The organism is Streptomyces sp. SID12488 (assembly GCF_010548275.1).
GTDB lineage: Bacteria > Actinomycetota > Actinomycetes > Streptomycetales > Streptomycetaceae > Streptomyces.
On record NZ_JAAGLT010000005.1, the window covers coordinates 232779 to 244793 of the forward strand.

Annotated in this window: 11 protein-coding genes; 2 read left to right on the forward strand and 9 right to left on the reverse strand. The window is 70.1% G+C overall.

The window, feature by feature from the left end; all coding sequences use genetic code 11:
* Window positions 1–231: 231 nt before the first annotated feature.
* The 8 genes from G3I56_RS10985 to infC all read right to left on the reverse strand — a co-directional run bounded on the left by G3I56_RS10985 (window position 232) and on the right by infC (window position 9335).
* Window positions 232–1278, reverse strand: coding sequence for a PP2C family protein-serine/threonine phosphatase (locus tag G3I56_RS10985; protein ID WP_164408716.1), 1047 nt, complete (start codon window positions 1276–1278; stop codon window positions 232–234).
* A gap of 410 nt (window positions 1279–1688) precedes the next feature.
* Window positions 1689–4193: a phenylalanine--tRNA ligase subunit beta gene (pheT, locus tag G3I56_RS10990; RefSeq protein ID WP_164408717.1), complete on the reverse strand. Its 2505-nt coding sequence runs from the start codon at window positions 4191–4193 to the stop codon at window positions 1689–1691.
* Window positions 4193–5320, reverse strand: coding sequence for a phenylalanine--tRNA ligase subunit alpha (pheS, locus tag G3I56_RS10995; protein WP_164408718.1), 1128 nt, complete (start codon window positions 5318–5320; stop codon window positions 4193–4195). The genes pheT and pheS overlap by 1 nt, the downstream gene beginning before the upstream one ends.
* Window positions 5321–5465: 145 nt before the next feature.
* A complete protein-coding gene (locus G3I56_RS11000) occupies window positions 5466–6635 on the reverse strand; it encodes an ATP-binding protein (protein ID WP_164408719.1) in 1170 nt (389 codons plus the stop codon).
* 54 nt (window positions 6636–6689) lie between these two features.
* Window positions 6690–7538 carry an RNA methyltransferase gene (locus tag G3I56_RS11005; RefSeq protein WP_164408720.1) on the reverse strand — a complete coding sequence of 283 codons (849 nt, stop codon included), beginning with the start codon at window positions 7536–7538 and terminating at the stop codon, window positions 6690–6692.
* A gap of 268 nt (window positions 7539–7806) precedes the next feature.
* Complete coding sequence (gene rplT, locus G3I56_RS11010; RefSeq protein ID WP_164315220.1) at window positions 7807–8190, reverse strand: 50S ribosomal protein L20; 384 nt, start codon at window positions 8188–8190, stop codon at window positions 7807–7809.
* A 100-nt stretch (window positions 8191–8290) separates the two neighbouring features.
* Window positions 8291–8485, reverse strand: coding sequence for a 50S ribosomal protein L35 (rpmI, locus tag G3I56_RS11015; RefSeq protein WP_073499621.1), 195 nt, complete (start codon window positions 8483–8485; stop codon window positions 8291–8293).
* A 106-nt stretch (window positions 8486–8591) separates the two neighbouring features.
* Window positions 8592–9335: a translation initiation factor IF-3 gene (gene infC, locus G3I56_RS11020; RefSeq protein WP_164408856.1), complete on the reverse strand. Its 744-nt coding sequence runs from the start codon at window positions 9333–9335 to the stop codon at window positions 8592–8594.
* 368 nt (window positions 9336–9703) lie between these two features.
* Between infC and G3I56_RS11030 the strand changes: the two genes are divergently transcribed.
* A complete protein-coding gene (locus G3I56_RS11030) occupies window positions 9704–10072 on the forward strand; it encodes a DUF1844 domain-containing protein (protein WP_164408721.1) in 369 nt (122 codons plus the stop codon).
* A gap of 7 nt (window positions 10073–10079) precedes the next feature.
* Here G3I56_RS11030 and G3I56_RS11035 read toward each other — a convergent pair whose 3' ends face one another.
* Complete coding sequence (locus G3I56_RS11035) at window positions 10080–10811, reverse strand: SseB family protein (protein WP_164408722.1); 732 nt, start codon at window positions 10809–10811, stop codon at window positions 10080–10082.
* A 149-nt stretch (window positions 10812–10960) separates the two neighbouring features.
* On the opposite strand from G3I56_RS11035, the gene G3I56_RS11040 reads away from it, so the two are divergent.
* Entirely contained in the window at window positions 10961–11977 is a 1017-nt protein-coding gene (locus G3I56_RS11040) for a serine hydrolase (protein ID WP_164408723.1), read from the forward strand.
* Window positions 11978–12015: the final 38 nt, after the last annotated feature.

Genomic DNA, 12015 nt, shown 5'->3' on the forward strand with positions numbered 1-12015 from the left:
CACACGGGGTGTGATCGAAGTACGCGAATTCACAGCGTGTGCGCGCTGTTGCGCAGAGTGTCCGTCCGGTTGACTGAAATGCCTCGCAAGAGGCCGCCGGGCCGCCGGCTCCCCCTCGTACAGTGCGGCGGCCTGGCTCCGCCGGTTCAGCAGGATCGGTGCGGCTTGAACGTCGGCTGCAGGTGCTTCGTGGCTGGTCGCGCAGTTCCCGCGCCCCTAAAGGGCTGCAGCTCACGTGACTTGGTGGGTCACCGGGGGTTCCTGTTGCTGCCTCAGGATGTGGTGGCGGTCGTTGCGCAGCACAAGTACCGCTACGTCGTCCGTCGGCGAGCCTCCCACATGTCGCAGCAGGCGAGAGAAGACGGCCCCCAGCACCGCCTCCGGCGAAACCGGTTGGGTGCGGACCGCCTCCGCCAGGACAGCCGGCAGGGGAAAGAACCGGCCATGAGCGTCGCGGGCGTCCTCGACGCCGTCGGTGTGGAGCAACAGGGCTTCGCCGGGCAGTAGTTGGCCGCACTGTGCGGCGGAGAGTTCGGCCGGCAGGGGGAACGGGCCCAACGGGGGCAGCGGTTCGCCGGCCGTGAGTACGTCGGCACGGCCGCCGCTGAGCAGATACGGCGACGGATGGCCGCAGTTGAAGGCCCGCACCTCGCCGTCCCCGCGGATCTCCAGGAGCAGTACGGTGACGAACTCCTCCGCGACCGGGCTGTCGGGGCTCAGTGCGGCCGAGGACCCCGCCGAGGGGTGTTCGGCGCGTGCCCGCTCGCCGAAGTGCCGGGCCAGTGCCCGCTCCAACCGCCGCAGTACGCTGCCGAGTTCGGCCTCGTCGTGCACGGCTTCACGGAAGCTGCCGAGCACAGCGGCGACGGTCCCGATGGCGCCGATGCCATGTCCGCGCACATCGCCCATCACGACCCGTACGCCGTATTCGGTGGCGATGACCTCGTACAGGTCCCCACCGATGACGGCCCCCCGGTCGGCGGACAGTTGTGCGGCGGCGACCCGTAGACCGTCGATGCGCTGCGGCAGCGGACGCAGCAGCACACTCTGCGCTGCCCCGGCGACCTGCCTGGCCAGCCTCAACTCGCGCAGGAGCGCCCGGCGGACGTGGAGTACGAGCCCGGTCCCGACGGCGAAGAAGACGGCACTGGTGACGATCCGCGCCCCCAGCCCGTTCTGCTGGGCGGCTGGACAGGCCAGCTTGTACGTGATCGCCGTGGCACCCCACACCGTGGGCAGCGCGATCGAGAGCACCCGCCGCATGGGCCGTCGTTCCATACGCCGTTCCATACGCCGGGCCGTCTGCCGTTCGGGCGGCCGACGCCGCCGCCGACACCGCGACCCCGCTCCCCCGAGCCGGAACCTGCACCCTCGCCCCACGAACGCGGCCCGCAGTCGCCCCGTCCGGAGCCGAGCCCCGCAGGAAACCCCAGCCTTGATACGGATCATGCCGATGGCCCCCCAGTCAGGCCCTGACAACACAAATCGGACCGGCCCCGAAAGACCGGTCCGATTCTGTCGACCACATGCCCCGAAGGGACCAGATCACCCCAACTTGTCACCCAAAGGAGTGAAGTGACCGATGGTGGTGTGTGGGGAGTGCGGGGCGCAGCCCCCACTCCCCAGGGGCGCGGGGAACTGCGCGACCAGCCACAGCGCACCCGCAGCCGAAATGCCCAGAACCGGACCTAGCTCCTCAACACCGCCCCGGTCCGCTCCCCCGCGAGAGCAACCGCTGCATCCCGAGCAGCCGACGCCTCATCGACAGTCAAGGTCCGGTCAGCCGCGCGGAAGCGCAACGCGTAAGCGAGGGACTTCCGCCCCTCTCCCAACTGCTCAGCGCTCTCGTACACGTCGAACAGCCGAAGGGACTCCAGCAGCGCCCCCGCCCCTTCACGCAGCGCCGCCTCGACGTCCGCGTGCGGCACCTCGCGCGCGACGACCAGGGCGACATCCTGCGTGGCGACCGGGAACGTCGAGATCTTCGGGCCCTTGGGCACGCCCGAACTCGCCGCCTCCAGCTCGTCCAGGTTCAGCTCCATCGCACAGGTGCGCGCGGGCAGATGCAGGGCCTTCAGGACGCGCGGGTGCAGCTCACCGGCGTACCCGATGACCTGCTCGGTGCCGTCGACCACGACCGCCAGTTCGGCGCAGCGGCCGGGGTGCCACGGGCCGTACTGGCCCGCGCGGACGAGGAGTTCGGTGCCGGCCTCGTGGGCCAGGCTCCGCGCCGCCTCGATCGCGTCGGCCCAGTCGGCCGGGCGGCCCTTGCCCCACCAGCCGGCCTGCTCACGGGCGCCCGCGAGGACGACGGCGGCGTGCCGGGGCTGGACGGGGAGCGCGGCCGTGATCGACGCGATCTCCTCGTCCGTGGGACGCCGGTCGACCGGGAGACGCCCGGCGATCAGCAGCTCGTCCTGCGGATGGAAGACGAGGCCCGTCTCGAACAGGGCCAGGTCGTGGCTGCCCCGACCGTCGTTGCGGCGCAGCGCCTGGAGCAGGCCGGGCAGCAGCGTCGTACGGAGTACGGGCTCCTCGTCGGAGAGCGGGTTGGCCAGCCTGACGACCTTGCGCTTCGGGTCGTCGGCGGCGAGGCCGAGCTGATCGAAGGCGAGCTCGCCGATGAACGGGTAGTTCAGCGCCTCCACGTAACCCGCGCCGGCCAGTGCGCGGCCGACCCGGCGGTGCAGGCGCTGCCGGTCGGTCAGGCCCCGGCCCGCCGGGGGCTTGGGCAGGGTCGAGGGCAGGTTCTCGTAGCCCTCCAGCCGGATGACCTCTTCGGCGAGGTCGTTCGGGTCCGTCAGGTCTGGGCGCCAGGACGGGACGGTGACGATCAGCTCGTCCTGCCCGTACACGTCGCAGCCGACCTGCTGGAGACGGCGTACGACGGTCTCGCGGCCGTACTCGACGCCCGCGACCCGGTCGGGGTGGTTCGCCGGGATGGAGATCGTGCGCGGCGCGGACGGCGAGATGACCTCGGTGACGCCCGCGTCGGCGGTGCCACCGGCGAGGAGGACCAGGAGGTCGACCGTGCGCTGGGCGGCGGCCGAGGCGGCCTGCGGGTCGACACCGCGCTCGAAGCGCTTGGACGCCTCGGAGGCCAGCTTGTGACGACGGGCCGTGCGCGCGATGGTGATCGCGTCGAAGTGGGCGGCCTCGATGACGACCTCGGTGGTGGTGCCCTCGGTGTCGTCGATCTCGGTGTTGGCGCCGCCCATGACACCCGCGAGGCCGATGGCGCCGCGGTCGTCGGTGATGAGCAGGTCCTCGGCGTCCAGCTTGCGCGTGACGCCGTCGAGGGTGGTGAGCTTCTCGCCCGGATCGGCCCGGCGCACGCCGATCGTGCCCTGGACGCGGGAGCGGTCGTACGCGTGCAGGGGCTGGCCCAGCTCCAGCATCACGTAGTTGGTGACGTCGACGGCGAGCGAGATCGGGCGCATGCCCGCCTTCTGGAGGCGGCGCCTGAGCCAGATCGGGGACTTCGCGTCGGGGTCGAGCCCGGTCACCGTGCGGGTGGTGAAGCGGTCGCAGGCGAACGGGTCGGAGACCTCGACCGGGTAGCCGTACGCGTTGGGCGCCGGTACGTCGAGGAGGGCCGGGTCGCGCAGCGGCAGACCGTAGGCGATGGCGGTCTCGCGGGCGATGCCGCGCAACGAGAGCGCGTACCCGCGGTCGGGTGTGACGGCGATGTCGAGGACCTCGTCGACGAGCTGGAGCAGCTCGATGGCGTCGGTGCCGACCTCGTACTCGGGCGACAGGACGATGATGCCGCCGCTGCCGTCGTCGCCCATGCCCAGCTCGTCGCCGGAGCAGATCATGCCGTGGGAGGTGTGGCCGTACGTCTTGCGCGCGGCGATCGCGAAGTCGCCGGGCAGGACGGCGCCCGGGAGGACCACGACGACCTTGTCGCCGACGGCGAAGTTGCGGGCGCCGCAGACGATCTCCTGGGGCTCACCCGTGCCGTTGGCTGTGCCGACGTCGACCGTGCAGAAGCGGATCGGCTTCTTGAAGCCTTCCAGTTCCTCGATGGTCAGCACCTGGCCGACGACCAGGGGGCCCTTGAGGCCTGCGCCGACCTGCTCGACGGACTCGACCTCGAGGCCGACCGTGATGAGCTTCTCCTGGACGTCCCGGCCGGTCTGAGTCGCCGGCAGGTCGACGTACTCCCGCAGCCAAGAAAGCGGGACCCGCATCAGATCTCCATCCCGAACGGCCGGGTGAACCGGACGTCGCCCTCGACCATGTCTCGCATGTCCTCGACGTTGTGGCGGAACATCAGCATCCGCTCGATGCCGAACCCGAAGGCGAATCCGCTGTACTTCTCGGGGTCCACACCGCACGCGACGAGCACGCGCGGGTTGACCATTCCGCAGCCGCCCAGCTCGATCCAGCCCTCGCTGGAGCAGGTCCGGCAGGGGCGGTCCGGGTTGCCGACGGACGCGCCCTTGCAGACGTAGCAGAGCATGTCCATCTCGGCGGACGGCTCGGTGAAGGGGAAGTAGTTGGGCCGCAGCCGCGTCTTCATGTCCGAGCCGAAGAGCGACTGGACCATGTGGTCCATGGTGCCCTTGAGGTCGGCCATGGTCAGGCCCTCGTCGATCGCCAGCAGCTCGATCTGGTGGAAGACGGGGGTGTGCGTGGCGTCCAGCTCGTCCGTGCGGTACACGCGGCCGGGACACACGATGTAGACCGGCGGCTCGCGGTCGAGCATCGAGCGGGCCTGTACGGGCGAGGTGTGCGTCCGCAGCACGACACCGGACTCGTCGCCTTCAGTGCCCTTGGGCCCCTGGACGAAGAAGGTGTCCTGCATCTGCCGGGCCGGGTGGTCCGGGGTGAAGTTCAGGGCGTCGAAGTTGAACCACTCCGCCTCGACCTCGGGGCCCTCGGCGACCTCGTACCCCATGGAGACGAAGACGTCCGCGACGCGCTCCATGAACGTGGTCAGCGGGTGGCGGGCGCCGGCCTGCGCGCGGTCGTACGGCAGTGTGACGTCCACTGCCTCCTCGACCAGCACGCGGGTGTCCCGCTCGGCCTCCAGCTCGGTCTGGCGGGCGGCGAGCGCCTTGCTGACGGCGCCCCTGGCCTGCCCGACGAGCTTGCCGGCGGCGGCCTTGGCCTGCGGGGGCAGCGCCCCGATCTCGCGGTTGGCGAGGGCCAGCGGCGAGGTCCCGCCGGTGTGGGCGACCTTGGCCTCCTGGAGGGCGTCGAGGGAGTCCGCGGCGGCGAAGGCGGCGAGCGCCTCGTCCCGCAGGCGCTCGATCGCTTCCGGTTTCAGGGCCTCGACCTCTACAGGGTCGTACGACTTGTTCGGTGCCGACATCTCTTCCCGTGCTTCCGGTTGGCTGGCGGATGGTCCCCGTCTACGGCTCGGAGACGAATGGTCCACAGAGAGGGACGCAAAGGTGCCAAAGGCCGATTCTAACGGGGGTGAGGTGTTCGAACGCGCCCGTGGGGCCTCGTCGGCGTTACTGCAGGTACGCCGGGGTGCTCACGGGCAGCATAAATCGGAACTCGGCGCCGCCGCCGGGGGCGCGGCCGACCGTGATGGAGCCGCCGTGGGCCTCGACGATGCCCTTGACGATATACAGCCCGAGGCCCGTGCCGCCGCGCTTGCTGCCCCGCCAGAAGCGGGTGAAGACGCGGTTCATGGACTCCTCCGGGATGCCGGGCCCCTCGTCGCTCACCGTGACCGACGTGGCCGTGTTCTGGTCGGCGTCCCCCTCACGCGGGGACAGCGCGGCCGTGACCTCTATGGTGACGGTTCCCTCGCCGTGGCGCACCGCGTTTTCCAGCAGGTTGCTGAGCACCTGGTCGACCTTGTCGGGATCCGCCCAGAGCGCCGGCAGCGGCTGCTCTATCCGGAGCAGGAACCGGTCGGCGGGCTGCCCTGCGGCCACGTACGCCTGGATGTGCCGTCCGACGGCGGCGCCCATGTCGACAGGCTGGCGGCGCAGTTCGAGCCGTCCGGAGTCGATGCGCGAGATGTCGAGGAGTTCGGCGATGAGCCGGGTGACGCGGTCGGCGTCGGCGTCGACAGTCTCCAGCATCAGTTTCTTCTGGTCGTCGGTGAACCGTTCCCACTTCGCGAGCAGGGTCGCGGTGAAGCCTTTGACGGAGGTGAGGGGTGAGCGCAGTTCGTGGGCGACGATGGCGATCAGTTCGGCGTGGCTGCGCTCGGTGCGGCGACGGGCCTCGGTGTCACGCAGGGAGACGACGACCCGGCGGATCGGTCCGGTGGGGTGCGTACGGAGGTAGCGCGCCGAGACGAGCACCTCGCGCCCGCCGGGCAGCAGCAGGTTCCGCTCGGGCTGGCCGTTCCTGATCGCGAGCCCGCCGTAGGGGTCGGTCAGCTGCCACCAGCGGCGGCCTTCGAGGTCCTCTAACGGAAGGGCCCGTTCGAGCCGCAAGCCGAGGGCGTCAGCGGCGGGGACGGTGGTGATGCGCTGTGCGGCTGCATTGAAGCAGATCACCCGGCCGTGCTCGTCGGCGACGACGAGTCCGTCGGGCAGGTCGTCGGGGTCGATACCCAGCTCGACCCCGAGTCCGGCTCCGGGCCCGGCGGGATCACCGTGCGGGGAGGCGGGTTCGCTCCGCAATTCCCATGCCCCCAGTGTTCCGCTCGTGCCGACAGTCATCCCCGAACCCCACCTCTCGGACTGGCGCAGTGGGCCCCCGAGCCCGTCACCCTACTAGCTCTCGGTGACGGAGCGGCACCCTCCGGAGGCGCGCTGTGCACGGGCGGACGTGTAGAGACATACGGCGGCGGCGGTCGCCAGGTTCAGGCTTTCCGCCTTTCCGTGGATCGGAACGCGCACGACGGCGTCCGTCAGCGCTCGCGTCTCCTCCGGAAGCCCCCAGGCCTCGTTCCCGAACACCCAGGCGGTGGGCCCGCCCATGGTCCCTTTGTCCAGCTCGTCGTCGAGGTCGTCCGGGCCCGCGCCGTCGGCGGCCAGAATCCGTACGCCGGCGTCCCTGAGCCCGGCCACCGCCTCCTCGACGGGCACACCGACGGCCACGGGCAGATGGAACAGGGAGCCCACGGAGGCCCGTACCGCCTTGGGGTTGTACAGGTCCACGGAGGCGTCGGTGAGGACGACCGCCTCGGCGCCCGCGGCGTCCGCGCACCGCAGTACGGTGCCGGCGTTCCCGGGGTCGCGCACGTTCGCGAGGACGGCGACGAGCCGGGGCCGCGCCTTGAGGATGTCCTCGAACGGGGTGTCGAGGAACCGGCAGATTCCGACGAGCCCCTGCGGGGTGACGGTGGTGGAGATGTCGGCGACGACGTCCTCGTCGGCGAGGTGCACACGGGCTCCGGCGGCGCGGGCCTTCCCGATGATGTCGGCATACCGCTCCGCGGCGTCGAGGGTGGCAAACAACTCGACGAGCGTCCCCTTGCCGTACACCGCGGCCTCCCGCACGGCCTGCGGCCCCTCGGCGAGGAACAGCCGGTCCTTGCTACGGAAGTTCCGTCTGGCGAGCCGCCGCGCGGCGGAGACGCGGGGAGAGCGAGGGGAGATCAGCTCGGGGGCGGCGGGCATGGTGCACCTTTTCGAGGGTTCGGTCCGTTGCCGGGTGCGGGCCCGGTGGGGGCTGGTCGCGCAGTTCCCCGCGCCCCTAAAAGACACGGCCCCTGCGGGCCGAAAAGCACGGGGCGCAGCCCCTGCTTTTCCAGGGGCGCGGGGAACTGCGCGAGAAGTCCCCACCGGCCGCAAGCCGACAACGCACCCAAAAAAACGCCCGGACCCGCAGGTGGCAAGCACCTGCGGGTCCGGGTCACATCGCACTCGGCTCAGGCCAGCGCGAGCGTCACGCAGCCTTGGGCGCGTTGACGTCCGACGGCAGGGCCTTCTGCGCGACCTCGACGAGCGCGGCGAACGCGGGGGCGTCGTTGACGGCGAGCTCCGCGAGGATCTTGCGGTCCACCTCGATGTTGGCGGCGTTCAGACCCTGGATGAGGCGGTTGTACGTCATGCCGTTCTGGCGGGCAGCGGCGTTGATGCGCTGGATCCACAGCCGACGGAAGTCGCCCTTGCGCTTCTTGCGGTCGTTGTAGTTGTAGACCAGGGAGTGGGTGACCTGCTCCTTGGCCTTGCGGTATAGGCGCGAACGCTGACCGCGGTAACCCTTGGCGGCCTCGAGGATCGCCCGGCGCTTCTTGTGGGCGTTTACTGCCCGCTTGACGCGTGCCACTTTTAACTCCTTGCAGCGGGGCCGTGGTTGTCGTCACACGGCCCGATTTCGATGGGGTCCCGGTCTTCAGACGTACTTACGGCGCACAGGCGCCGGTACGTCACTTGCCGAGAAGCTTCTTGATCTTCTTGGCGTCACCCGGGGCCATCTCGGCGGTGCCGGTGAGGCGCCGCGTCACACGGGACGACTTGTGCTCGAGCAGGTGGCGCTTGCCGGCACGCTCGCGGAGCACCTTGCCGGAGCCGGTGATCTTGAAGCGCTTGCTGGCACCGCTGTGCGACTTGTTCTTCGGCATAGCGCCGTTCTCTCCTCGTCAGTGCCGTTCCGGTGCCCGGCCGTGAAACCGGGCACGGTGGAACGTCATGTGTGTGGGTTGGCATCCCAGGGCGCGAGCCCCGGGATCAGACCTCGGCGGACGCCGGGGCCGGAGCCTCAGCGGTCTCCTCGGCGATGTCCACGTCGTCGTCGGTGTCCACGTCGTCGATGATGTCCTCGTCGACTCCGTCAACTCCGTCGATCTCCGCGGCGTTCTGCGACTTGCCCGGGTTGGCCTTCGCTTCCGCCTTGCGGACCGCCTGGGCCTCACGGGCCTCGGCCATCGCTTCGGTCTTCTTCTTGTGCGGGCCGAGAACCATGATCATGTTTCGGCCGTCCTGCTTCGGGTTCGACTCGATGAACCCGAGGTCCTCGACGTCCGAGGCGAGCCGCTGCAGCAGTCGGTAGCCCAGCTCGGGCCGCGACTGCTCGCGACCACGGAACATGATCGTGATCTTGACCTTGTCGCCCTGCTTGAGGAACCGGACGACGTGACCCTTTTTGGTGTCGTAGTCGTGCGGGTCGATCTTCGGCCGGAGCTTCATTTCCTTGATGACCGTGTGCGCCTGGTTCTTGCGCGCCTCACGGGCCTTCATGGCCGACTCGTACTTGAACTTCCCGTAGTCCATGAGCTTGCAGACCGGCGGGCGCGCACTCGCCGCCACCTCGACCAGGTCGAGGTCGTACTCCTGCGCAAGCTCCAGGGCTTTGGCAAGCGGAACAATCCCGACCTGCTCGCCGCTGGGACCGACAAGTCGCACTTCGGGAACGCGAATCCGGTCGTTGATACGGGGTTCAGTGCTGATGGATCCTCCTCGGTAGCACCACACGGCGGTCTGGCGGACAGCCGTGTATGTCTCTGATGACATTGGGACCAACTACCGGGGCACATGAAAAATGCCCCGACGGGACACAGGCGGGGCTCCAAAGGCATACCGGAGCACCGCCGCGGTCAACCGCGGGGCGCACATCGGGCGACTCCATCGTCCGTACGGAACGATGGTGGCCGCCTGACCGGGTGACCCGCCATCCGTGAGGATGGTCGGGTGGGAGATCGGAGCCTCCACTTGTGGGCCGGGCACGCAAGTGCCCAACCGGTCGTTACAAAAGGTTAGCACCAAGTAGGAGGTGGTGCTAACCGGCGGGCAGCGGGCTCCCGGACATGAGGGCCGGACACCCGGGGCCTATCGTGTGGGTCATGAGTGAGACCCCTCCCCAGAGTGCTTCCCAGACCGCCGACTTCGACGCCATGACCCGCGACATCGCCGAGGTCCCGGCGGTCGAGGTGATCGTGACGGTCGCCGTGAACCTGATGAGCGCCGCCGCCGTGAAGCTCGGTCTGACCGACGAGGGCGACAAGTACAAGGACCTGGACGAGGCCCGCAAGCTGGTGCACGCCCTCGCCGGTCTGCTCGACGCGAGCACGACGGAGATCAGTTCCTTCCACGCGGCCCCGCTGCGGGACGGCCTGAAGTCGCTCCAGCTGGCGTTCCGCGAGGCGTCCCTCGTCCCGGACGACCTGGGCCAGGGCCCCGGCGAGAAGTACACGGGCCGGGTCTACGGCTAGGAGCCGGTCAGGAACGCACGTAGAGGGGCTCGCCGGGTGGCGTCGCTCCGGCCGGCAGAAGTGCCAGGTCGAGGCCGCGGACCAGGCGGGCCCTGAGCGTTTCGTCGGCGGCGAGGCGCCCGGCGACCGCCCTGGCGGCGTCGGCCTGAGGCGCGGCCGGGTCCAGTACGAGCGCGAGGGTGCCGTCGGCCTGTCCCGGGCCCAGGTGGGCGCGGACCACGGCGGGCTCGGCGGCCACTGCGGCCCGTACGGCGTCGACCACCGCGGGGTCGGCGAGCGGATCCGTCGTCGTACGTCCCTCGGCGAGCGCGAGCAGCGCGGAGCCGGTCAGCTCGTAGGACACGGGGCCGGCCAGGTCGAGGACGATCGTGTCCGCCTTCTCGTGTGCGGCGGCCTGGATGGCCTGGTGCAGGGGTACGGCCACGGGGCGGGCGGCCGGGTCCCAGCGGGCGAGCGAGTCGGTGGACGTGAAGGCCGGCAGGGCGGTCCGGTCGCCGGCCTTGAGGGTCGGCACCGCCATGTCGCTGGTCTTCTCGTGGCGAAGGCCGTTCTCGTCCTCCTCGACCTCCCCGAGCACGGCGACGACGGGGACGAGCAGCCGGGCGCCCTTCAGTGCCTCCAGGACCGGTCGCACCGCGGTGCGGTCCTCGGCCCAGGCTGCCAGTGCGGCGCGCAGCCGGGGGTCGGCGCTGCCGTCGTCGTCGGGAAAGCCGGAGTCGGGAATGTTCTTGTTCACCACGGTGACCGACCCTATCGGGGGATCGCTCCTGGGCTTTCGCCGCCCCGGAAACCTGCCGTTCACCGGTTTCACGTGATTCTCAGCCAGCGCTGACACACATCTAACATTCGCCTAATCAACCGCACAGTCACGGCCGCCAGCATCACGGCATGGCCTCTGAGAGAGCTCCCCGGCGTCGGTCGCTCGTCTACATCGTCCTCGCCTCCGCGGTCGTCATGGGCGGTACGGGCGTGGGCACCGCGTATCTGAAGGCACAGGCTCACGCGGACGCGGGCCGCGTAACGTCGGCGGCGGCAGCGGCGCCCGTGCGGGCCCGCGCGAGCGAGGAGGCGTCGGTGGAACCGGTCGCGGAGCCCACTGTGGAAGCGACACCCACAGTGGAACCGGACACTCTGCTGTCCGCGGCGATGAAGCCGGTGACAGCGGCGGCCGAGGACGGGGCCGAGGTGTCCGTGGCCGTGCTCGACGTCGAGTCGGGCGACAGCGCCACGTACGGGGACGGGACGTTCGACACGGCGAGCATCGTCAAGGTGGACATCCTGGCGACGCTGCTGCTCCAGGCGCAGGACGAGGACCGGAGTCTCACCGCGCGGGAGAAGCGGTTGGCCACCTCGATGATCGAGGTCAGCGACAACGCCTCGGCGTCGGCACTGTGGACGGCGATCGGCGGGGCGGAGGGTCTGGCCGCCGCCAACAAGCGCTTCGGGCTGACGGACACCGAGGGCGGCTCGGGCATGCTGTGGGGCCTGACCCAGACCAGGGCGGCCGATCAGCTCACCCTGCTCCAGCAGGTGTTCGCGAAGAACGGGGCCAAGGACGACAACGGGGAGTCGCCGAAACTCAGCGAGGCGTCCCGGACATATCTCCAGGGCCTGATGGGCTCCATAGCCGAGGACCAGGACTGGGGAGTGTCGGCCGCGGGTGCCACGAGTACCACCGATCGCCGATTCGCCCTGAAGAACGGGTGGTTGCCGCGTACCGCGACCGGGCTGTGGGACATCAACAGCATCGGGCGGGTGACGACCGCGGACGGGCGGGAGTTCCTGGTCGCGGTGGTGTCGAACGGCAACACGACGAAGGTGAAGGGGATTTCGCTGGTGGAGTCGGCGGCGCGGGCGGCGGTTTCGACGTTCACCGTGAAGTCCGGTACCCCCAACCAGTCCTGACGAGCGGTCAGGTCACCATCAGGTCAAGTCGGGCCAGG